General features: G+C 72.2%; 15 protein-coding genes. 2 read left to right on the top strand and 13 right to left on the bottom strand.

Going from position 1 to position 23164, the window contains the following annotated elements; all coding sequences use genetic code 11:
• Positions 1-82 precede the first annotated feature (82 nt).
• A complete protein-coding gene (locus WMF31_RS12260; RefSeq protein ID WP_436602116.1) occupies positions 83-1558 on the top strand; it encodes a serine/threonine-protein kinase in 1476 nt (491 codons plus the stop codon).
• A 336-nt stretch (positions 1559-1894) separates the two neighbouring features.
• On the opposite strand, the gene WMF31_RS12255 is transcribed toward WMF31_RS12260, so the two are convergent.
• From WMF31_RS12255 to WMF31_RS12210, 10 genes are all read right to left on the bottom strand, one after another.
• Complete coding sequence (locus WMF31_RS12255; protein ID WP_436602115.1) at positions 1895-2029, bottom strand: hypothetical protein; 135 nt, start codon at positions 2027-2029, stop codon at positions 1895-1897.
• A gap of 469 nt (positions 2030-2498) precedes the next feature.
• Positions 2499-3092 (bottom strand): hypothetical protein, encoded by a 594-nt coding sequence (locus WMF31_RS12250; RefSeq protein ID WP_436602114.1) that lies wholly within the window; start codon positions 3090-3092, stop codon positions 2499-2501.
• A gap of 592 nt (positions 3093-3684) precedes the next feature.
• Positions 3685-4050 carry a hypothetical protein gene (locus tag WMF31_RS12245; RefSeq protein ID WP_436602113.1) on the bottom strand — a complete coding sequence of 122 codons (366 nt, stop codon included), beginning with the start codon at positions 4048-4050 and terminating at the stop codon, positions 3685-3687.
• Positions 4051-5046: 996 nt separating this feature from the next.
• Positions 5047-6648 (bottom strand): Kelch repeat-containing protein, encoded by a 1602-nt coding sequence (locus WMF31_RS12240; protein WP_436602112.1) that lies wholly within the window; start codon positions 6646-6648, stop codon positions 5047-5049.
• Entirely contained in the window at positions 6645-8153 is a 1509-nt protein-coding gene (locus tag WMF31_RS12235) for a hypothetical protein (protein ID WP_436602111.1), read from the bottom strand. Before WMF31_RS12235 ends, WMF31_RS12240 begins: the two co-directional genes overlap by 4 nt.
• Before the next feature lie 200 nt (positions 8154-8353).
• Positions 8354-8878 carry a hypothetical protein gene (locus WMF31_RS12230; RefSeq protein ID WP_436602110.1) on the bottom strand — a complete coding sequence of 175 codons (525 nt, stop codon included), beginning with the start codon at positions 8876-8878 and terminating at the stop codon, positions 8354-8356.
• Positions 8879-9676: 798 nt separating this feature from the next.
• Entirely contained in the window at positions 9677-11056 is a 1380-nt protein-coding gene (locus WMF31_RS12225) for a DUF1552 domain-containing protein (protein WP_436602109.1), read from the bottom strand.
• Between the two features lies 1 nt (position 11057).
• The gene (locus WMF31_RS12220; RefSeq protein WP_436602108.1) at positions 11058-12614 is read right to left on the bottom strand and encodes a DUF1592 domain-containing protein; all 1557 of its coding nucleotides are present in this window, start codon (positions 12612-12614) and stop codon (positions 11058-11060) included.
• Positions 12615-13092: 478 nt separating this feature from the next.
• Positions 13093-15741 carry a S8 family serine peptidase gene (locus tag WMF31_RS12215; protein WP_436602107.1) on the bottom strand — a complete coding sequence of 883 codons (2649 nt, stop codon included), beginning with the start codon at positions 15739-15741 and terminating at the stop codon, positions 13093-13095.
• Between the two features lie 576 nt (positions 15742-16317).
• Complete coding sequence (locus tag WMF31_RS12210) at positions 16318-17388, bottom strand: class I SAM-dependent methyltransferase (RefSeq protein WP_436602106.1); 1071 nt, start codon at positions 17386-17388, stop codon at positions 16318-16320.
• A gap of 116 nt (positions 17389-17504) precedes the next feature.
• On the opposite strand from WMF31_RS12210, the gene cysS reads away from it, so the two are divergent.
• Complete coding sequence (cysS, locus tag WMF31_RS12205; protein ID WP_436602105.1) at positions 17505-19043, top strand: cysteine--tRNA ligase; 1539 nt, start codon at positions 17505-17507, stop codon at positions 19041-19043.
• Between the two features lie 73 nt (positions 19044-19116).
• Here the strand turns inward: cysS and WMF31_RS12200 are convergent, their stop codons facing one another.
• The 3 genes from WMF31_RS12200 to WMF31_RS12190 form a co-directional block, all read right to left on the bottom strand.
• Positions 19117-19932 carry an arylamine N-acetyltransferase family protein gene (locus WMF31_RS12200; RefSeq protein WP_436602104.1) on the bottom strand — a complete coding sequence of 272 codons (816 nt, stop codon included), beginning with the start codon at positions 19930-19932 and terminating at the stop codon, positions 19117-19119.
• Between the two features lie 132 nt (positions 19933-20064).
• Positions 20065-21138 (bottom strand): type IV pilus twitching motility protein PilT, encoded by a 1074-nt coding sequence (locus tag WMF31_RS12195; RefSeq protein WP_436602103.1) that lies wholly within the window; start codon positions 21136-21138, stop codon positions 20065-20067.
• Position 21139: 1 nt separating this feature from the next.
• Entirely contained in the window at positions 21140-23032 is a 1893-nt protein-coding gene (locus tag WMF31_RS12190; RefSeq protein ID WP_436602102.1) for a PilT/PilU family type 4a pilus ATPase, read from the bottom strand.
• Between the last annotated feature and the right edge of the window lie 132 nt (positions 23033-23164).

Raw genomic sequence — 23164 nt, 5'->3', positions numbered from 1 at the left:
GGACAAGCCATCCCGACCCGATGCGCTGCCCCTCGCCGTACCGCCGGCGGAGCCGCCCGAGAGGGACGAGCCGCCGGCGCGCTTGGCGCCGACATGGGGGCTGAGCACGCTCGATCCGGGCGATCGGGGCGCGGCGCACGCCGGCGCCCTGGCCGGCGCGGCGCTGCGGGCCGGCGAGTACGTGCTCCACGACGTCATCGCCGAGGGCGGGTTCGGCGTCGTCTACCGCGCCGTGCACGCGACGAAGGGGACGCCGGCGGCGGTGAAGCTGATGCACGAGGAGCTCGTCTCGCGCGCCGATGTGGTGCTCCGCTTCCAGCGCGAGGTGGACACGATCGGGCGCATCCGGCACCCGAACGTGGTCGAGATCCTCGATGTCGGCCGGCTCGAGGACGGGCGGCCTTACTTCGCGATGGAGCTGCTCCGGGGCAGGAGCCTCGAGCAGCACCTGGGCGCGCGCGGCCGGCTCCCGGCCGACGAGGTGCTCGCGATCCTCGAGCCGCTTTGCGGCGCGCTCGCCGCGGCGCACGCGCTCGGGATCGTCCACCGGGACGTGAAGCCCTCGAACGTCGTCCTGTGCGAGGGGGCGGCGGGGCTCCGGGTCGTGCTGCTCGACTTCGGCATCGCGAAGCTGCTCGACGCGACGGACCTGTCGCTCACCACGTCGCGGCACGTCGTGGGGACCCCGGCGTTCATGTCGCCCGAGCAGCTCCTGCAGCGGCCCGTCGACATGCGGACGGACGTCTACGCGCTCGGCGCGCTGCTCTACACGATGATCGCGGGCTCGATGCCGTTCTCGGCGAGCGCGTACCCCGTGCTGCGCCACCTGCACCTCCACCAGGCGCCGCCCCGGCCGAGCCTGCACGCGCCGGTCGATCCGGCGTTCGACGACATCGTCGTGCGGGCGATGAGCAAGGATCCCGCGGGGCGGTACCCGGACGTCACCGCGTTCCTCTCGGACGTCCGGGCCGCCACGGCGCGGGTCGCCCACGCCGACGCGGGCGAGGCGGGGCGCGTGAGGCGGCTCGCGCTCGGGCTGCTCGTCGAGGTTTTCGCCGAGGCGCGCGCGCTCGAGGCCCCCACCGACGCGTTCCTGGCCGATTTCGAGGCCGTGCTCCCGCGGGCGATGACGGAGCTCGCGGCGGCCGGGTTCACGCCGCTCGCGGTCACGAGCACCAGCGCGCTGCTCTCGGCGGACTGGCCGCGCGACGCGCGCGCCGCCGACGAGGCGCGCGGCCGCGCGCTCGCCGCCGCGCTGTCGCTCCACGAGCGGCTCGACCCGCCGGGCGAGCGCGACCATCGCGTGGGCGTCCGTTTCTGCCTGCATGCCGGCGAGGTGGTGGTCACCGAGGACGGCGCGGTCGTGGGCGGGAGCGTGCTCGATCTCCCGTCGTGCCTGCCGGAGACGGCGGAGTCAGGGATCTACGCGTCGCCGGCGTTCCTCGGGGGCCTCGGCTTCGCCTCGCGGCGGCTCTCGGCGGCCGAGGGCGCGACGCTCCCGATTCTCCGCGTTCTCCCCCTCCCCTCCAGCGGTCCCCAACGACCACGACCACGTTAACGTCCACGTCTGAGCGTTCATCACATCCCGCCTAGCCTCGCGAATCCCTCGCATTTGGCCCAAGGGCAAAGTCTAATCATTTCGATGATTTGAGCGAGATGTGACGGATGATGAGACGTCCACGTTGGCGTCCACATGAAGGTGAACGTTGGTGACCGGTGGGGGGCAGGGGTTGGGCGTCGTGCCGTGAGCGCGAACGAACGAGCTTGGTAAATACCGAGAAGGGAGATGTGAGAGCAGGACGACAGATTGAGTCTCGGAGCCCATGGCCGCCACGCCACACCCGCAAGTGCGTGGCATGGCGCGCTGCTGGCGGTCGCGGCGGCGCCGGCGAGCTCAGGCGATGCAGCAGAACGTGGACGGCTCGGCCGGCTGGAGCTCGCCGGCGGGCTCGCCGCCCTGCGGGGCGCACGCGCCCGGCTGCACCGCCACGACCGCGGCCGACTTGCCGTTGGGGCCTCGGCGGGGCAATCGGGGGTGGCCTCCAGCGGGCCGAACCAGAGGAGCGCCGGGCCGGACCAGCCGAGCGGCGCGGGGGGGACGCACTGGCCGGAGCACAACGCGCTGTGCGCCTCACCGCCGGCGCCGCCCTCGCCCCCGGTGCCGCCCCGCCCGCCCTCGCCGCCGGCGCCCCCTCGCCGCCCTGCCCGCCCTCGCCGCCGTACTTCTCGCACCACTCCGGAAAGTGGATGCGCTCTTCGTCCGAACATGGGCCCTCGATGTAGATTGGGCCTGTGGAGCACCCAGCGCTCAACAGCGCTCCAGCAAGGGCAAAACTCGTTACGCGCATGCGTGGTACCCTACGTGAACGATGATACTCAGCGCAAGGCGGGTGTCCGCCTGCGAGCCTCGCAAGGCCTGAACATTCCGTTGATCGAGAAAATTTTCTCATACTTTCCCACCTTCGGGGACGGCAGATGTCCTCGCCGTCGGATTCCCCTCACAGGTTCAGTTGTAGACCCATCCCGAACGCAACACCGATCGCGGGAGCGCTCCAGACCGGGCGTTCTGATTCGGTGATGCCTCCACGGCGGAGGAGCGACGAGTCGACCAAGCGCTGAACCGCCTCGGTATACCCGTACCCGGAGAGGCTCTCTGAAAACGGCCACGTGACGCCCGCTCGCACGCCGATTCCGGCACGAAGATAGAGCTGCGATCCCACACTCCTTGGAGCTTCGGGCACGGCACGGCGCATGCCGAGCTCTCCGACCCCGCACGCAAAGAGAACAGGCCGGTGAAGGCACAGCGCAGCGTTCGTGGTGAGCGCCGACGTCGCCACACGCACGTGCCCCACCTGGGTCGACAGCGAGGAGAGCCCGCGGACCTCCAGCGCGACCGACCCTGCCGGCCAGCGTCCCGCGACCGACAACGCCGGTCCCACCGCAACGCCGGGCGTCAGCCCCAGCGCCATCGTGGCGCCGGCGCCGACGGTCCAGCGGAGGCGCTCCGCCGCAGCCTGCCCCGCGCTGCTCGGGGGCGGCGCCCGCACGGAGGGCAGCGCGCGCGCGGGCGGCACCTTGTTCGGCGGGCGCACGGGCGGCGCTGTGCTCGGCGGCGCGGGCGGCGCCTCGCCCGGCGGCGGCGCCGGCTGCCCCGCGCACGGGCGCTCGGGGGGGGACACGGCGCCTCCGCCGGCGTCGTGGGTTCTTCCTGCGCGGCCGGCGCTGCCTGCGGCGGCGGGCGCTCCCCCGTGTCGTCGAGCTGCACGGCGATCGACAGGGCCACCGTCGAGACCAGCGTCTTGCAGTCAGCGCGAGTCCTGTAGCCGTCGGCCCAGAGCACCAGGCCGCGGCGATCGCGGAGGTAGATCGACGCGATGAGCTCGTCCTGCCCCTGCTTTATCGACGCCGCCACCGTGAGCGGAGCCTCCGCGTCGAAGGGGTCGAAGCCCATGCGCCGGGCGGTCTCCACGCGCAGAAACTGCGCATCGGGGCAGCGCTCGGCGCCCGGGCCGCGCGTGAGCTCGATCCGCACGCGAGTCCGGCGCGGTCCGGATCGGCCCGGACCGGCGCGGCCGCGAGCAGCGCGACGAGGGCCGCGACCATCGAGGCGAACGCTGCTCGCCATGCCAGCTTTCCCCGTCGCGGGGCATGCGACGCGCTGCGCGCGCGACGGCGACGCTGCGCTCATCGCCGATCGTGCCCCGCCGTGCCGCCGGTCGTCGTGACCGGCAGCGCCTCCGCCCTCGACCGCAGCCGCTCGCGCAGCAACGCCAGCCGGCTCCGTGGAAACCGCCGCGCGTGCGCATCGAGGTGCTCCAGGGCGGCGGCGCGCTCGTCATGCAGCAGCGCCTCCCTGGCCGCATCGAGCTGCGCGAGCTCCTCGTCGAGCCGCTCCTCGCCCGGGTTTGCGGGCGCCGGAGCGCGCCTCGAGGCGGCGGACCTGCGCTGGCCTGGCCCATCGGCCGCCGGTGCTGCGGGCGCCCGGGGGCCCTCGGGCTCGTCGGAGTGCGGCGCGGCACCGAGATCGCCCCGGGGTTGCGGCTCCGGCACCGGGGCCGGAGGTGCGCTCCAGGTGATGGCGGACCTGCCGCCAGGCGATCCCGAAGAGCCACGAGGACTCGGCTCGCCAGTTCTTGCCGAGCTGCTGCGGTCGAGAGGGCTCGGGCGTGCCCGCGGGTGCGCTGCGCGGGCGCGGAGGCGTGTCGCTCGGTGCGCTGCCCGCCGCGACGTCGGCCTGCTCGGGCGCCGCGGCGGAAACCAGGACGCCGACCGAGCCCGGCGGGGCCGCGGCCCGCGCGCCGCTGGAGCGCATGGGGTCGTACCGGGGGAAGCTGCGGTAGGCGCCCAGCAGGACGTCCTGGCACAGGTCGTCGAGGTCGTCCTCGGCGACACCGAGGTACCGGAGCATGTCCGGGAGGACGTGAACGGCGGTCGCGTGCATGGACGGCCAGCCGCTGGGCTGGACCGGGGCGCTCGGAAGACGAGAGGGGCTCATACTCAGAGTTACGGGGCGTTTCCCGCGGCCGTCACGGAATCGGACCGGCCCTCCCGGACACGCACCCGCCCATCTGGACACGCACCCCGCCCATCTGGACACGCACCCCGCCCATCTGGACACGCACCCCGCCCATCTGGACACGCACCCCGCCCATCTGGACACGCACCCCGCTCATCCGGACATCCCACCTCGAGCCACTCGCCCCCGGTGTCCCGCCTTCGCGCCCAGATCCGGCGTTCGCGTTGGACCCATCGCTCCGGATCGAGCTCGTCCTCATGGCTCCGCGCCGTGCCCCGGCGGGCACGGGACGCAGGAGGAGGGATCGAGGAACCATCACGGGAAAGCAGCCAGGGAAAGGCCACGAGCGCTGGGTCGAGCTCGCAGCCGAGAGGGGCCGCCCCGGCAACCCGCTGAAGGTGTCGTACGCCGCGGGTCTCGGGGGCCGAGGGGGCGACGATCCGGATGCGCCGCGGGCTCCCCCCCGGGCGCCGCTGCCGCCGCGCGGAGGCCCGGCGGCGAGCGCGTAGGGCGACCCCGCCTGGAGCGGCTTACGCCGGGTCGCCGCCGTGGCCGCTGGTGATGGCAGAGCGCCGGCGCAACCGCACCATGGCGAGCCCTCCGAGGACGAGAAGCCACGGCGCCGCGCCCTCGCTGGCGGGCGTCATGCGGCAACCGCCGCATCCTCCTCCGCTCGGGATCTCGCCGCCGCCTCCGATGCCTGCCGCCGTGCTCGTCGCGGGCGCGCCCCCTTCGCCGCCGCCGGCCTCGCCGCCACCACCTCCGACGCCTGCCGCCGCGCCCGTCGCGGACGCCCCCCCTTCGCCGCCGCCACCGCCCTCGCCTCCCTCGCCGCCACCGCCCTCGCCTCCCTCGCCGCCACCGCCCTCGCCTCCCTCGCCGCCACCGCCCTCGCCTCCCTCGCCGCCACCGCCCTCGCCTCCCTCGCCGCCACCGCCCTCGCCTCCCTCGCCGCCACCGCCCGGCGCGCACGCGCCGTCCTGGCACACGCCGCGCGCCGGACGCTGCCCAGGGGCATAGAGCCACGCGTGAGGGAACCAGACGTAGTCGCCGCCTTCGCCGCCGACGACCAGCACGCGGCCGTCCTGGAGCGCCGTCGTCGCGTGCTCGAAGAGCATCTGCGGCAGCGGCGCCGCCGGCGCCCAGCTGTTGCTCGCCGGATCGTAGATCTCGGCGGCGTGATCGAGCGGGCCCCTCGGCCGCATGAGCTCACCCACCGCGTCGCCCACCACGAGCACCCGGCCGTCGGCGAGGAGCGCCGCTTCATGCGAGTCCCGGCCGACGCGCATCGGCCCCGTCGCGGTCCAGGTGTCGGCCTCCGGGTCGTACACCTCCGCCGTCGTCCTGTGGTCGTGCCTGCCCGATACGACGAGCACGCGGCCGTCGTGCAGCAGCGTCGCCGTGTGGCGTGCGCGGCCGATGATCATCGGGGCGACGGGCGTCCAGGTGTCGGCCTCCGGGTCGTACACCTCCGCGGTCACGCCGGCGTCGGCTTGGGGGGGGTCCGCTCCCGCCACGAGGACCCGGCCGTCCTGCAGCAGCGTCGCCGTGTGCCCCTCGCGCGCCACGTTCATCGGCGCGGCCGCGGTCCAGGTGTCGCGCTCCGGATCGTACAGCTCGGCGATCGCCGAGGCGCCGCCGCCCGCGACCAGCACCCGGCCGTCCGCCAGCAGCGCAGCAGCGAAGTTCACGCGAGGCTGGCGCCTGGGCGCGGCGAGGTTCCACGCGCCCGTCCCCGGGTCGAGCCGCGCCGAGGCCTCCCACGCTCCGATCATGAGCGCCGTGCCGTCCGCGAGCGGCACCAGCATGAGCCCAGGCGGCAGCGAGCTCACCGGCCCGGTGTCCTGCCACCGGTCCGTCCGCGGGTCGTAGCGCCTCGCCACCGGGCGCGGGGCCTCGAAGCTCGACGCGCGCTCGGTCCCCACCACGAGGACGGTGCCGTCCGCGAGCCGCGCGGCCGCCGGCTGGCCCTCCAGCGTGGAGTCCATCGACCTCGCGGCCTGCCAGGCGCCGGGCGTGCCCGGGAGCGCGCAGCGCGTCCCGTCGGGCCGCTCGGCCGCAGGCCCGGAGCACCCTGCGGCAGGGTCACACGCCGGCGCCTCGTGGCAGTCATCGACGGGCTCGCACGTCACGACAGCGGTCGCGACGCAGGCGCCGCCCTCGCACGCGCTCGCCGCCGAGCACACCTCGCCACGGTCGCAGGGCGTGCCGTCCGGCGCGGGCGCGCCGCCGACGCAGGCGCCCGCCTCGCAGACGCCCCCACGCGGCACGCGCCCGCGTCGTCGCACGCCGCGCCCGAGAGCGGCGTGCACACCCCGTCCTGCGACGCCCCCGCCGCGCGCGCGCACGCGTCGCACGGCCCCGCGCAGGCCGCGTCGCAGCAGACGGCGTCGGCGCAGAAGCCGCTCGCGCAGTCGCCGTCCTCCGCGCATGCCGCGCCGCGCGGCGTGCGCTCGTGAAAGAGCACGGCCGTCGCCGTCCTCACGGGCGTGCCCGAGGACGGATCGTCGCCGTGGACGTAGCCACCGGCGATGAGCACGCTGCCGTCGTCGAGCAGCGTCGACGTGTGGTAGGCGCGCGCGACGCTCGGCTGCGAGGAGCCCGCAGGCGGGCGGGGCAGCTCCGCCCAGGCGACGAGCGCAGGGTCGTAGACCCACGCGGCAGGCAAGATGCTGACGCGGTCGGTGTCGAAGGGCGCGCCCCCTCCGATCGGCCCCGAGGAGACATGGCAGCTGTCGCCGGTCATGCCCCCTGTCCAGAGCACCTTTCCGCTCGGGAGCAGCGAGGTGGATATCCCTTCGACGGGAGTCTGCGTGCATGGCTCGCCGAGGAGCGCCGTGATTCGAAGCGACGTCAGCACCCAGCGATTGAGCCTGCGGAGGTAGACCTCCGAGAAGATCTCGGATTGCTCGACAAAGGAGCTGCTGCCCACGACGAGGAGATCGCCTCCCGGGAGCGGTGTCGCGCTCTGGTCGACGTATCCCGGGACGTTGCGGTCGACGGTCCGCAACCAGGTGTCGATCTCCGGAGCGTAGATGCTGCTGCGGTTGCCGGCCACCACCAGCACCCGGCCGCCGTCGAGCAGCATCGCGTCGACGGACGCGGCCCGGAGCGTGGGGCCGGGCGCCTGGATGACCGTCCAGCTCTCCGAGGCGGGGTCATAGAGGTTCCCCACGACGGCGCTCGGGGTGTTCGAGAGGTTCGAGAACGCGCCGAGGACCAGCAGCTTGCCGTCCGGCAGGGCCACCGCGGACGGGTTCCAGACCCGGATGGACGGCGGCGGCAACGACCTCCAGCGGTCGAGCGCCGGCGCGTAGATCGCGACGGACGCGCCGTCGGTCGCGAGGACCTCGCCGCCCGGCAGGCGCACCGTCGCGAGGGCTCCGCCGAGCACGGTGCCGAGCGGCGCCGTGGGCTCCCACGACCTGCTCGCCGGGTCGTAGATCTCCGCATCGGGTCCGCCCCCGACGACGAGCACCCGGCCGTCCTGGAGCAGCGAGGCCGCGTGCTGGGCGCGCGGTGTGCTCATCGGCGGCGCCGCCTCCCAGGAGGGCGCGCTGGCCGCCAGGGCCTCGCCTGCAGGCAGCATCCACGGCGCGCACGCCAGCGCGAGCTTGAGCATCGATGCGAATCGCATGGGTCCTCCCTTGCCTGTGTCCGCCTTCGGTGCTCACCGACGGAAGGCCGTTCAGCCAGGCGAAAGAAAGCAGGGGACGAAGCGCTCACCGTGCAGCGTGAGCGGATGAGGCCCCCACGACAACGCCGCCAGGCGGCGACGGAATCGCACCATCCCCTGCTCACCAACGAGCCGGAGCGGCCCGCGTAGCCGGGCCAGGGTCAATCGCAGGTCCCGGTGACTGGATTGCAGTAACATGAGATGCACTCGCTGTCCATCGAGCACGTCTCCCCGCCCAGAGAAGAGCCGGTACACCAGGGGTCCGGCGCCTCGGGGCAGAGGGAATCGCCGAGGCCGGCGGCCCCCGAGCAGTCACCGCACGCCAGGTTGAGGCAGTCCGCCGTCGCGATCGAGGTGAACGACGGCGCGCCGCAGTGCTCGGGGCTCGTGCAGGTCGTGACCGAGTTGCCCTGGTGGAGACAGCCGACGAGGCAGGAGCAGTTGGCGTCCTGGGAACAGGCCAGGTACTGCTCGCAGCAAAAGACCTTGGCGCACGCGATGCAGCCATCGTCCGCCGCCGTCGGATCGCAGGACGTGACACCCTGGGGCCGAACCTTGGGCGGCTCGACGTTCAAGGGAGCCCTCGCGTCGCCGGTGTTCTTGCACGTCGTGCCGACGATGTTCTGGTCTTGGGGTTTCAGCCTCAGTATCGCCTCCTTGTTCGCCGCAACGATCGCAGATTGCATATCGCCGGCGCACACGTAGTTGACATAGGCCATATAGCACGCAGTCGCTCGAATGCTACATTGCCATCTAGTTTGACCCGCGGGGCAATTCGGCACCATGTCACACGCTGGCAGGTTCGAGAGCGCGACGACGCCCCGGCTCAGGGCGGACCTGCGTCCACCAGATCCGAAGGCTTTAATCCGTCTCGTTGACATACGCAGACTCCCTCCTGTATCCTTTTGTGCCAAACGCACAAAACTCCGTCAGGGGGCGGGCAGCCCATGGAGAAGCACTCCACATCGGAGAGACACCTGGGATTGTCACGGGTTCTATACCAGAACCATTCCCGCGAGATGTCACACCCGGCCAAGGCCAGCACAAGGATGGCGAGGATCGGATGGATTTGACGGCACATTACCATTTCGTCTGGCCCTCGGGGCGCTTGGGTCCCAGGTTGCACGCTGACAGGATCGAGAGTGCGCCATGGCGCGCTTCCCGGCGCGATGGCTCATCGATCACGGGTGGGTTCGGGGTGCCGGGCGGGTTGACCCATCGTCAGGCGTAGGCCCCCGGAGAGGGTGTTCGTGGCGTGGGGCGGCGCGGGGGACGGACCGATGTCCGAGCCCGAACGACGCCCCCTCTCCGGCGTGCGGCGCACGCCGGAGAGGGGGCGTCCCAGGCGAGTTCGGTGGGGCCCCCGCGCCGTCCCACGCCACGAACACCCCCTCCGCGGGCCGGGCAGCCTGGCAAGACCGCCTGGCAAGACCACCTGCGCACGCCCCCCGGGACGCGCTCGCGCGACGCGGTACGACGCGATCTCAGGTGAGCCCGGGCAGCGGCCCGGTGCTGAACTCCGGGTCACCGAACGTCGTGTCGTCGGTCCCCATCGCGTTCGCGATCGTGACCAGCAGATCGTTGTGCTGGCGCGCGCGGCCGCCGTTCGCCAGGTAGTCCACGAAGCGACCGGTGCGGAAGACCCCGCCCGCGCTGCCGGCGAGCAAGAACGGCATGTTCGTCAGCGCGTGCTGCGTCGACTCGCTGATCTCCGTGACCCACAGGACCACGGTGTTGTCGAGCAGCGACCTGTCCCCTTCCTTGTACGAGTCGAGCTTCCCGAGCAGGTAGGCGAGCTGCTCCGCGAACCAGGTGTGGATCTTCGTGTACTTCGCCTTGCCCGCGTCGTTCCACTGGTGCGAGATGGCGTGATGGTTCTCGGTGAGCCCGAGGAACGGATAGAGGTGCTCGCTCTCGGCGTAGGACCACTGGATCGTGACGATCCGGGTGAGATCGCACGCGAGCGCGGCGGCCGCGAGATCCATCTGGAGCTGGCCGATGGCGGGCATGTTCGCGTCATCCGAGAGATCGATGCGCGCCCCCAGCGCCGGCGGCTTGCAGAGCGTGACCGGGGCGCCGGTGCCGTCCGGGGCGCCGCCGCCGGCCAGGCGCTGCTCGATCTCCCGGATCGACTGCATGTGCGCCTCGAGCTTGATGCGATCCTCCGCGCCGATGCGGGGGCGCACGTCCGCGATCTCCTCGCGGAGCAGCTCGAACACCGTCCGGCGCTGGGCGCGGAGCCGGTCCAGCGCGGCGGAGCCGCCCTCGGAGCCGCCCTGGCCCGGCACCGCGGCCCCGAAGAGCTGCTCGAAGGTGTCGTACGGGTCCTCGCGCGGGGGGATCGGCTGGTCGGGCGCGCTGTAGCAGAGCCGGCCGCGCACCTCCGCGTCGCGGACCTGCACGCCGAGCTCCAGGGTGCGGAACAGCGTCGAGGGCTTCAGCTTGTTCGCGATGTGCTGGTCGAGCGAGATCCCCGACGCCCAGCCCGCGTTGTTGGACATGAAGCTCCGGAAGTTGCCCTTGAGCAGCGCCCGCCCCGTGAGCAGGCCGCCGATGCCCCGCGCGTGCTCCGAGCCGATGTTGGAGTTGACCACGACGTTCATGTTGATCCCGCGCAGCGGGATCAGCTTCGACTTGAACGGCTCCAGCTTCTCCAGCAGCGGGCTCAGCTTGAAGTTGGTCTCCGTGCCCGTGGGCATCCATTGCGACTCGAGCGTGCCGTTCGGCGTGTAGAACACCACGAAGCGCTTGGGCGCCACGGCCTCGTCCCCGCGGGCCAGCTCGGCGTTGAGCAGGGGGATCGCCGCCGTCGCCGCCAGCGAGCCCTGGAGCAACCGCCGTCGAGTGATCAATCGCGGTCTCATCTCATTCCTCCTCTGCTGCGATCGCGCTGCGGTACATGAACGCCTCGGTCTGCGTCGTGGCCACGATGAGCTCCACGAGATCGCCCTCGGAGCCGTGGAACCCCGCGCGCAGATCGTCGAGCGAGCACGCGTCGCCGGGGGCCTCGAAGCGCCCCGCCGCGTAGCGGAACCATTGCGACGCGAGGCACTCGCGGACCTGCGCGCTCCCGGCGAGCCGCTCCGCCAGCGCGCGGACGCCGACGAACGGCCCTTCCATGTCCTCGGACCCGACGATCTCCCCGGAGACGTCGATGACCTGCCCGCCCTCCTCGGTGCGGTACGCGCCCACGGCATCGAAGTTCTCGAACACGAAGCCGATGGGGTCCATCAGCTTGTGGCAGCCGGCGCACGTGGGATCGGACGCGTGCTGCTGGTACCGCTCGCGCGCGGTGACGCCTTGCTCGCCCGTGGGCGGCGTGAGGTCGACGTTGTCGGGCGGCGGCGGCGGCTCCTGGCACATGAACTTCGTCCGGATGGCCTTGCCGCGCAGGACCGGAGAGGTCGAGTCCGGATGCGCGTGGACGGCCAGGAAGGCCGGCTGCGTGAGCACCCCGGCGCGCTGGTCGGGCGGGAGCTCCACGAGCTGGGGAGCGGTCGTGCCGGGCGGGACGCTCACCCCGTACAGCCGGGCGACCGACTCGGTGGCGAAGCCGATGGGCAGCGTCAGCAGGCTCGAGAGCTTGCGGTCGCCCGACCACAGGACGTGCTCGACGAACGCCGGCGTCTCCGCGCGCATCCCGGCCACGAGCTCGTCGTCGAACCCGGGGAACGCGCCCTCCTCCCTGACGATGCTGTCCAGCTTTCCGAGGTTGAGCCACTGCCTGTAGAACTCCGCGATCGCCAGGCGCGCCTTCGGGCTCTCGAGCATCTCGCGGGCTCGCTCGGCGAGCTGCTCGCGGGTGTCGAGCAGGCCGGCCTCGGCGGCGTCGAGCAGCGCGTCGTCGGGGGCTGACGCCCAGACGAGGTAGGAGAGGCGCGACGCGAGCTCGTACGGATCGAGGCGCACCCGCGGTGCGGCCTCCTCGAGATCGTGGCGCAGCTCCAGGCGGAACAGGAACTTCGGCGACTGCAGGATGGCCCGGAGGACCACCTCGACGCCCTCGCGCAGCGACCCGCCCGTGCGCCCCGCCGCGTAGGCCCGCATGAGCCGATCGATCTCGGCCTGCGAGAGCGGCCTGCGGTACGCGCGCCGGCCGAAGCGCTCGATGAACTGCCGCGCGCACGCCTCCTCCTGCGCGACCTGCCCCTCGACGGCGGCCGGATCGCACGGCAGCAGCCGCGAGAGATCGCCCGCCACGGCCTCGGCCGCGAGCGCCTCGGCGGCCAGGAGGTACTTCTCGGCATGCAGCGGAGATACGGTCAGCACCGAGGCGTTGTTGTTGAAGCCGCCGGCGACCTCATCCGCCGGAAACTGATCGGCCGGGGTGAGCGAGGTGCCGAGGAGGTCTCGAACGGTGTTGTTGTATTCGAACCGCGTCAGTCGCCGTTGCGGCGCAAGGAGCCGCTCGGTCCCGCACACCGCATGGGCATCTCCCTGTCCGGACCCCGAGCCGTCCGGCCCTGAGCCGTCCGGTCCTGAGCCGTCCGGCCCAAAGCCCGCCGCTCCGATGTTTCCGTCGCATCCGACCGCGAGCGTCAGCGCGAGCGTCACGAGAGGCGCGCGAAGAGCTCGCCAGTGACGATATCCCAAGTCAGCCATACCGCGACCTCCTACCGTCGGGCCCCAACCTACGGTGAGGTCTCGCCAGGCGTCAAGCACGGCCACGTCATTGCACCGCACGAATTGCCAGCGCGCATTGGCCGGGGAGCGCCCGCAATGGAATCATCCAATCAGGGAGTCCACTCCGGCCGCATCGCGGAGCTCACCCCTGTCATCATCGAGCTCAACCGCTCTCCGGCGCGCCGCGCCAGGGCGGCGCGCGGGGATGCGCGCCGCGTCATGGCGGCGCAACCGGATGAACGGGAGATGGACGAGCGGGAGGTTTCGAGAGGTGCTCTTATTCCACGGCGCGTGTCAGGAGCGCGTCCTGCGGCGCCGAGATCGTCGCGTCCGGCGCCGGGAGGCCGTCGCCGGCGTGGAGCGCGTGCCCGAGCCGCCTCTCCCTGCGCGGCGGCTCGAAGCGGATGGACAGCCCCTCCGTGACGACCGGGCGCGCGAACGAGTACTGGAACGCATCATTGCCGCGCTGGTCCTCGACGCCGAGGGTCGCCACCCCCCCGTTGCCCAATCCGGGCGCCCGCAGGTACGAGAACACGATGTCGCCTGTCCGTTCGTGAAGCTTCACCTCGAACGTGATCCTCATGGTGAGGTCGAGGAAGAAGGTGACGTCCTCGAACTCGATGACGAACACGCGATGGGGGGCGGCCCCGATCACGCGCGTCTTGATCGCGCTGTCCTGGTCCACGACGAGATCGTTCCAGAACGGGTAGATGGCGGCGTTCGGCGCGCGCGGGTCCGGAATGGGCACGTTCACGGGGGCGGCGTCCGGCTCCCGGAAGCTCAGGAATCCGTTCGTCGAGACATGGGCGGCGTCGTAGGAGCGCCCGTAAAGGGGGAAGGAGAACGGCAGGGGAATGCTCCGCGTGGCGTCGTTCCCGACGAGCGGCAGGACCTCGGTCGCGTCGACCCAGTCGAGGGGAATGCGCTCGCAGCGATAGCCGAACCGGTCCCTCCGCGCGCGCAGCGTGAAGTCGGCCCTGGCGCCGCGGCGGACGACCACGGTCCGGGTCCTTTCCTCGTGGCACCCGTCGAGGGTCACGCGCACGCGGTAGCGGTCCGCGGGCACGCCCGGGATCCTGTAAAAGCCGTCGTCATCGGTCGTGACGCGCTCGAGCGGCGTCCCCAGGACCTCGACGCTCGCGCCGGCGAGGGGCCTCCCGCGATCGTCGCGCACGATGCCGATGAGCGAGGAGCGCCGGACGGGAGAGAGCCTGAACGCGCGGAAGGTGGTCTCGTCCTTTTCGATCCCGACCGAGGCCGTGGCCGGCTCGTAGCCGAACGCCTTGGCCACGAGGCGATACGCCTCGCGCCCGCGGCGGTGCCCCCGATCGACCGGCAAGGAGATCGTGTACGCGCCCTCCTCGTCCGAGGACGTGCTGCGGGTCAGGCCGTCGTCGCGTCGCGTCGCGAGGATCGTCGCGTGCTCCAGCGGCCTTCCGGTGCCCGCTTCGAAGACCTCGCCGATCAGCTTGCCCGCGGACGGTCGGGCCGCCAGGACCGCCCGGAGCGCGTCGATCCGGCCGTCGCCGTACGTGTTGTTCGGATCGCCGTCCCGAGCGCCGCCGCAATCGAAGCTCGGGCGATCGAGGGCGGTCCGCCGGATCAGGTCGAAGGACCGCTGGACGTCGCCGAGGAGATCCGGGGCGACCGACCAGAGCAGGGCCAGCGTGCCCGTGACATGGGGCGCCGCCATCGACGTGCCGCTGAAGACCGCGTATCCGCCGGGGATGCTGGAGCGCACGTCCACGCCGGGCGCCGTCGCGTCCGGCTTGATGATGCGGCCAAAAATCGGGGCCGCGGGGCCACGGCTCGAGAAGGGGGCGATCTCATCCATCATGTCCGTGGCGCCGACGCCGAAGGACTCGGGGTAGTCGCCGGGCGACGCCGCGGTCCCGCAGGCCGGCCCGGCGTTGCCGATCGCGAACACCGGGGCCATCCCCGCGGCGCGCCAGGCCCTGACGATGTCCCGGAAAATTGGATCCCCCCCGGGGCCACCCCAGGAGTTGTTGATCACGTGAGGCCGGAGCGAGGGCTTCGGGTCGTTCCCGTGCAGATCGGTCGGCGCCAGCATCCACTCGCCCGAGGACACGAGCGCCGCGAGCGAGCACGCCAGGGACTCGCACCCCTTGGCGGTGATCCACCGCGCGCCCGGCGCCACACCGATGTCCTGCTCGAACGGGCCGAGGCCGTCGCCGCCGACGATGGTGCCCATGGTGTGCGTGCCGTGGCCGTTGTTGTCGCACGGCGGGCTGCCGGGAGGCCCGCAGATCCGCGAGGGATCCCAGAAGTTGTAGTCGTGCTTGAACACGCCGTCGCCGAGGTTGCCCCGGTACTGGCGCACGAGCGCCTCGTGCTCGAAGGCGACGCCCGAGTCGATGCTCCCCACGACGATCCCGTCGCCATCACCGAGCTTTGACCAGACCTGATCGGCGCGGATCCGGGCGATGTTCCACTCGGGCGTGCCGCTTGCGCCCGTCCCGCCGCCGATGGGCGTCGGGATGGAGAAGGCGACGTCGGGGACAATGGCCTCCACCTCGGGGCGCCGCGCGAGCTCGTCGACCAGGTCGCGCTTCCCGGTCGTCTTCACGGCGTTGGCGATCCAGTGGGGCCGAGGCGTCGCTCCCCGCGCGCGTATCGCGCCGATCACGCCGCGCTGGCTGCGCTCGGCCACGTCCTTCAGCCGCTCGACGACGTATCGGCCTCTCGCGTCCCAGTCGTCGATGGAGTACGCGGCGCGGAGGTCCGCTCGCTCCGCGAGGACGACCCAGAACGGCGCCTCTGCTCCGTCCGCCACGCTGGCGAGCACGGCCTCATCCACCTGCGCGTGCGGGGGATCGTCCTCACCGACACAGCCCAGGTGCGAGGCGCTGAGCGCCACCAGAAGCAAGCATGCAATCCATCCGATCTTCCGGAGGACTTCACCCATGGTTCCCCCCAATTCTAGGATTTTTCAACCCTGGTGTCGTTCGATGTGGGAGCCCCGACACCGGTTCTGGGAGGCGGGAGGAATGCCTCGCTGCAAAGGCATGGGCGTGCTGGGCGAAGCGGCTTCGAGCCCGGGCGAACGTCGCGCCCTCGACATCCGACCTTCGCCGCATGCAGCCGCTTGCCGTGACAAGATTCCGCAGTTCGCGATGACTTATCTCAAGCGTGCAGCGTCCTGGAAGAGCGCCTGCTGACGAACCAGGCCGCCGAGCCGGCGACGTTCTCCTGCTCTCCCGTCTCCCGCATCGGTATTACCCAGGCTCGTTCGGTCGCGATCAGGGCTCGAAGCCCAACCCCACCAGCGCTCACCAACGTGGTCGTGAACGGGGTCGTGGTCGTCAGCGCTGGTGTTCGAGCGGAGGTTGACCGACGGGCGTGCGGTGACACGCATGCGGGAGCGGCGTCCCGAGGCGGTGCTCGCCTGGGACGAGCTGACCGCGTCGGCCTGACCCTGCGCTCCCCGGCGTCTCATCCAGGGAGCGCAGGCGGCCTCGCAGTCAAGGCGCGGGCGCCGGGATCAACGCGCCGGCTTGGTGAACTTGAGCGTCATGCGATCGCTCTCACCGATGGCCACGTACTTCGCCCGGTCCTTGTCGCCGAGCCGGAGGTTCGGCGGCAGCGTCCAGACCCCTTCCGGGTGATCCTTCGTGTCCTTCGGATTGGCGTTCACCTCGGACTTGCCGGCGAGCTTGAAGCCGGCCGCCTCGACCTTCTGGATCACCCACGCCTCCGGCAGATACCCCTGCTTCGCGCTCTCGTCGGGGTTCGCGTCGGGCTTGGCGCGGTGCTGCACGATCCCGAAGACGCCGCCCGGCTTGAGCGCCTTGAACGCCTCCGCGACGTACGCGTCGAACTTGCCCCGCTGGTGCCAGCCGTGCGCCTCGCGCATGGCGATCACGAGATCGACCTTGCCCTCGAGGCCGAGCTTCGGGTTGTCGCGGTCGATCACCACCACGTCGACCTTGCCGAACAGCTCGGGCGACTTCTCGAGCGCGCGCTTCAACCGCTTGCCATAGAGCGTGGCGCGCGAGTCCTCGGGGCCGTTCGGATCGAACGACGTGACCATGAGCTTCCCCTTCTTCGCGAGCGCCGGGGCGAGCAGCTCCGTGTACCAGCCCCCGCCGGCCCCGAGCTCGAGCACGGCGCTCGTCGGCTTGAGGCCGAAGAACTCGAGGGTCTCGACCGGGTGCCGCGCCGCGTCCCGCTCCGCGTGGCCCGGCACGCGGTGCGGCGACTTCAGCGCCGCGCGCAGCGCCGCGCCGGCGCTCGGGTGGTTGGCCTCGACGAGCGCCTTCACCTTCGCCTTGAGCGCGTCGTCGAACCGCGCGGCCTCCGCGGCGGCCTTGGCCTCCATGGCCTTCGTGTCCTCGGCGAGCTTGGCGAGCTCCGCCTTCTTCTTCTCCTCTTCCGGGTCCGCCTTGGGCGGGGCCTCCGCCTCGGGCTGCGCGCTCGCCGGGGCCGCCGGCGGCGCCTGCGTGGGCGCCGCCTGCGCGGGCGCGGCGCCGCTCTCGACGGGCGGCGGGTTGGACGCGCACGCGGCGAGCGCACCGGCGAGGACGAGCAGGATGGATCTTGAAGTAGAGTGCATGCCGGCTGCGTAGATCGAAGCACGGACGGCCGCAAGGCCGCGTTGACCGGGCGGCGCAGCGGGGGTAGCGTCAGCGCCCCTCGGCGGGGAGAGCCCGCACATCACGCAGGTGGACGATGCCGCTCAGGGTCCATAACACGCTCACGAGGAAGAAGGAGCCATTCGCTCCCGCGCAGCCGAAGGTCGTGCGCCTCTACACGTGCGGTCTCACGGTGTATGCCCCGATGCACATCGGCCACGCGCGCACCTACTGCTTCTGGGACGTCTTCCGCCGCTACCTCGAGTACCGCGGCCATCACGTGCTGAGCGTCATCAATTACACCGACATCGACGACCGCATCCTGCAGCGCGCGAACGAGCGCGAGGGCGCCGTCGACGTCGCCGAGCGGAACATCGCCGCGTTCCGGCGCGACTGCCGCAGCCTGCATATCAAGGACTACGCCGTCTACACGCGCGCCACCGACTTCGTCGACGAGCAGGTCGACATGATCCGGCGCCTGATCGACAGGGGCCACGCCTACGCGGCCTCCGGCGAGGTCTTCTACGAGGTCGGGACCTGCGCGTCCTACGGCGAGCTCTCGGGGCGCAAGGTCGAGGACCAGGAGGTCGGCGCGAGCGGCCGCGTCGAGGAGGACTTCGCGCGAAAGCGGAGCCCGGCGGACTTCACCCTCTGGAAGCCGACCGAGGCCGGCCAGCCGAGCTGGCGCACAGGGCAGGACGCGTGGCCGGCCGGGCGGCCCGGCTGGCACATCGAGTGCTCGGCCATGAGCACGGCGCTGCTCGGCGACCATTTCGACGTCCACGGCGGCGGCATCGACAACATGTTCCCTCACCACGAGAACGAGATCGCGCAGAGCGAGCCGCTCTGCGGGAGGCCCTGGGTGCGCACCTGGCTCCACCCCGAGCACCTCGATCTCAAGGAGGTGAAGATGTCGAAGAGCCTCGGGAACGTGATCTCCGTCGAGGAGCTCCTGGCCCGGCACGGGCACGACGAGGCGCGCTGGTTCTACGTGACGCACCACTACCGGAGCAAGCTGCCGTTCAGCTGGGAGCTGGTCCAGCAGTCGGCCCAGGGCTACGCGCGCATCGAGAAGCTCGCGGCGGTGCTCGCCGAGAAGCTGCGCGGCGCCGACGAGCCGCCCCTCGCCGCCGGCACCTACGCCTCGCTGCGGCCCGAGGAAGAGCGCTTTCCGCGGATGCGCCACCATTACGTCCACGGCCGGTTCAAGGCGCTGACCGAGCGATTCCTCGCCCGGTTCATCGAGGCCATGGACGACGACCTGAACACGCCGAACGCCGTCGCCGCGTTCTTCGATTACGTGAGCGCGCTTTACTCGGCGGGGATAGAGCAATGTGACGATCGCGCGTCGCTGCTCGCCGTCTATCGCGCGATCGTGCGGCACCTCGCGGTGTTCGGGGTGGAGATCGCCGAGCCCTCGCTCTATCCGGCGCTCGTGGCCGACTACGCGGTCGCCCCGGCCCAGGGCGCCGAGGGGCGCGGGGGCGACGCGGCCATCGATCGCCTGGTCGCCCTGCGTCAGACCGCGCGGAAGGCCAAGGACTTCGCGAAGGCGGACGCCATCCGCGACCTGCTCGCGGAAGCCGGGGTGGTGCTCGAGGACACGGCGCAGGGCCCGCGCTGGACCCTCGCTTGAGGGCCGTCGCGCGGCGGCGCCGCGACGCGCCCTGTCGATAGAGCACGCGCCGGCGAGCACGCGCCGCGCGTCGTCAGCCGTCGAGGCCCGCGCAGGAGAGCTGCGCGCCGGGCGGCAGCTCCAGCCCGAAGCGGTCCTTCAGCACGGAGAGGATCTCGCCGCGATCGAGCTCGACGCGCTCGACGCGGCCGCCGCGGGAGACAGCGAGGCTGCGATCGCGCAGCGTCACGCGGCCCTCCGGCGAGGGGAGCGCCGCGACGAGGTGGTTCACGAACATCGAGTCCGGGTGCGTCGAGGTGTAATGGTTCGCCACCTCGTAGTCGGCCGGGTAGTGCTCCTCCAGCGTGAACGCGTAGAGATCCTGCCAGCCCTCGCGCGTCCTGGACTCGAGCACCCAGTACGCGCCCTCGCGGCGGAGGCGGTAGGCGTCGGTCGACTGCGCCTGGATCTCGCCCTCGACGAGCCGGACCGGGTACACGATGCCCGGGCCGCCGAAGCCGACGTCCACGAGGAACGGGCCCTCGGGCAGGTCGACCTGCGCCAGCATGTGCGACCGCGGGGTGATCTCGGTCCTCTGGAACCGCACCCGCGCCGAGAGCGTCGTGACCTTGAACCCGAGCCGGCGCAGCACGGCGACGAACAGGGTGTTCTGCTCGAAGCAGTAGCCGCCGCGGCGCGCCGTCACGAGCTTCGCCTGCACGCTGGCCAGGTCGGTGCGGATCCGGCGGCCGAGCAGGACGTCCGCGTTCTCGAACGGGATCGTGCAGACATGCGCGGCGTGGAGCGCGTGGAGGACCTCCCGCGTGGCGGCGAGCGGGCCGCGGTACCCGATGCGGGTGAGGTAAGCGTCGAGATCGAGGGAGCTTGTGGCCTGGGTGGCAAAATTCATGGTGTGCGCCTCACGAAAAGAGCTGCCCGGGCGAGCGATGCGCGCCGAACCAAACCTTCATGGGGGCGCCGGGGGGGCCGTGTCAACCGCTCGATCCGTCGAACGAGCGGGGGATCCCCGGGCGGCGACGTGTCAGGAGAAGGCCTGCGCGTCGGGGAAGAGCCGCTGGAAGCTGTCCTTGTCAATGGCCCTCTCGAGCGCCGCCTGGACCGAGATGACGTCCTTCTTCACGAGCCGCTCCAGGGCCATGTCCATGGTCTGCATGCCCGCCGAGCGGCCGGCCTGCATCAGGTTGGTGATCTGGAACGTCTTGCCCTCGCGGATCATCGCGGACAGCGCGCTCGAGCCGACGAGGATCTCGTGCGCGGCGACGCGGCCCGCGCCGTCCTTCGTGCGGAGGAGCTGCTGGGCGATGATCGCGGCGAGGCTCTCGGCGAGCATGCCGCGGACCTGGAGCTGCTCGTCGGCCGGGAACGCGTTGATGATGCGGTCGATCGTCGCGGCGGCGCTGTTCGTGTGGACGGTGCCGAAGACCAGGACGCCGAAGCTCGCGAGCTGCAAGGCGAGCTTCATCGTCTCGTTGGTCCGGAGCTCGCCGATCAGGATCACGTCCGCGTCCTCCCGCCCGGCGCTGCGGATCGCGCTCGCGAAGCTCCCCGCGTCGGGGCCGACCTCGCGGTGCGTGACATGGGCCCGGATGGGCGTGTGCACGAACTCGACCGGATCCTCGATCGTGAGGACATGACAGGCGCGCGAGCGGTTGATGTGATCGATCATCGCCGCGAGCGTCGTGGATTTGCCGGATCCGGTCGGGCCCGTGATCAGGATGAGCCCGCTCCTCCGGTCGGACAGGCGGCGGACGATCTCGGGGCAGCCGAGGTCGTCGAGGGAGAGGATCTTGCTCGGGATGGTGCGGAAGACGGCGGCGAGCCCGGTGGTCTTGTAGAAGTAATTCGCGCGAAAACGGGCCTTGTCCTCGTACGAGTAGGCGAAATCGAGGTCGAGCTGCTCGACGATCCGCCGCTTCTCCTCGGGGGTCGTGATCTCGAAGAGGAGCGCCTCCATCTCCGCCGCGTCGAGCGGCGCGTCGCGCAGGGCCACGAGCTCGCCGCGGGCGCGGACGAGCGGCGGATAGCCGATGCCGAGGTGCAGGTCGCTGCCCTTCCTGGACAGGAGCTCGTCGAAGAGGCGATCGATCCGCGCCACGCTAACCTCCCTTCTTCCCGAAGAGCGCGCCCGCGCGCTCGAAGAGGCCCTTGCCCGCCTCGGGGGAGGCGGGCCTCGCCGCGTCGGGCGGCGGCGCGGGCGGCCGCCGGTCGGGCGTGAGCGCGGGCTGCCGCTTGCCGGTGAGGACGGCCTCGAGCTCGTCCGGCGCCTCCGCGACCGCGAGCGCGGCCTCCAGCGTCGTCTTGCCGCCGCGGACGAGCTCCGCCAGCGAGTCGTCGAGGCGGATGATGCCGAGGCTCTTGCCCCGCTGCTGTAGGCTCGGGATCTGGAACGTCTTGGAGTCGCGGATGAGGTTCCAGAGCGCGACCGAGCCGGGCAGGACCTCGGCGGCGGCGACCATGCGCCTGCCCCCCTCGCTCGGCAGGAGCCGCTGGCTGACGATGAGCCGGAGGCCGCCGGCGAGGGTGACGCGGACCTGCTGCTGGTCGCCGGGGGGGAAGAGGTCGATCAGGCGATCGATGGTCTTCGCCGCGCTCGGGGTGTTCATCGTGCCGAGCACGAGGTGGCCCGTCTCGCTCGCCGAGAGCGCCATGCGCACGGTCGCCGTGTCCCGGAGCTCGCCGACGACGATGACGTCCGGATCCTCGCGCAGCGAGGCCTTGAGGGCGTTCTCGAACGAGCGGGTGTGGGTGCCGACCTCGCGCTGGCTGATCATGGCCTTGCCGCGCGGGTGGATGAACTCGACCGGATCCTCGACCGTGATGATGTGGTGGCTGGTCTCGCGGTTCAGGATATCGACGATCGCGGTCAGCGTGGTGGTCTTGCCGTGGCCCGTCGGCCCGGTGATCACGATGAGGCCCTGGTGGTGGCGGGCCGCGAGCCCGATGGCGTCGGGCAGGCCGAGCGACGCGAGGGTCGGGACGCTGCGCGCGATCAGGCGGAAGCAGCCCTTGTAACCGCCGCGGTGGCGCGCGACGTTCACCCGGAAGCGGCCGAGGGCGCCGAGCTCCAGGGCGAAGTCGCAGGAGCCCTCGGCCTCGAGCGCCGGCGCGAGGCGCGCGGGGACGCGCGGGAGCAGGTGGGCCTGGACGGCCGCGGGATCGAGCGGCTCGCCGTGCGGCACGAGCTCCCCGCCGATCCGCAGGAGCGGCGGTCGGCCGGCGACGAGGTGGAGGTCGCTCGCGCCCTGCTCGCGCGCCAGGGCGAGCCAGCCGTCGAGGGCGCCCGCGGGGACGTCGGCGGCCCCCCGCGGCCGGCCCGCCGCGGAGGCCGGCCGCGCGCCGGCGCGGGGCTCGACGGCCGCGGCGGGCGCGCGCGCGGCGAGCGCGGTGCGCTCGATGGCCGGCGCCTCCTCGGCCCGCGGATCGAAGCGCGCGGTCGAGGGGCGGACGGCGCGGGGCTCGGCCGGCGGCGGCGCGCCGCGGAGGTCGAGCGCGGCGTCGGAGGAGCTCGTGCGCTTCACGCCGGGGTCGCGCGGCGGCGAGCGCTGGCCCTCCTCGGGGGCGAGGTGCTCGCGCATGGAGAGCTGCTGCGACGGGCGGCCCGGGGGCGCGGCGGGCGCCGCCGGCGCCGCGCCGGCCGGAGCGGCGCCGGCCGCGGGCGCGGCGGCGGCGATCGCGGAGGACGACGGCTGCTGCATCCGCGTCATGCGCGCGTGCACGAGATCGCCCTGGCGCGCGGCGACGACCGCGATGGCGCCGATCCCCTCGACGCGGATGTGCCACTGGGACGGCTTCGCGCCGAGCGTCTCGATGAAGCGGCCGCCGCCGAGCGCGCTGAGGAGCAGGAGGATGTCGTCGGTGGAGAGGGCGCCCGGGTCCACCGCCTGGAAGGCGCCCGAGACCTTGACGCTGGGCATGCGCCCCGTGGCCACGGCGAACTCCGTCACCTCGGGGCGGTTCAGTTGCGAGAGCCAGGATCGAAGGGCGTTCATGGGCGTCGCTCGTCTCCGCCCGTCGACTCTATCAACGATGAGGCTCCGCGTTCGAAAATGTCGTGCGGCGCCGGGGAGATGCGCGACCGGACCTACATGCGCGCGGCGTGAGCGCCCCCGCGCCGCGGGGCG

Origin of the sequence: Sorangium sp. So ce1036 (genome assembly GCF_051369805.1) — a bacterium.
GTDB lineage: Bacteria > Myxococcota_A > Polyangia > Polyangiales > Polyangiaceae > Sorangium > Sorangium cellulosum_F.
Note: the sequence above shows the minus strand (reverse complement) of the source record. Positions and strands in the feature narration are given on the sequence as shown.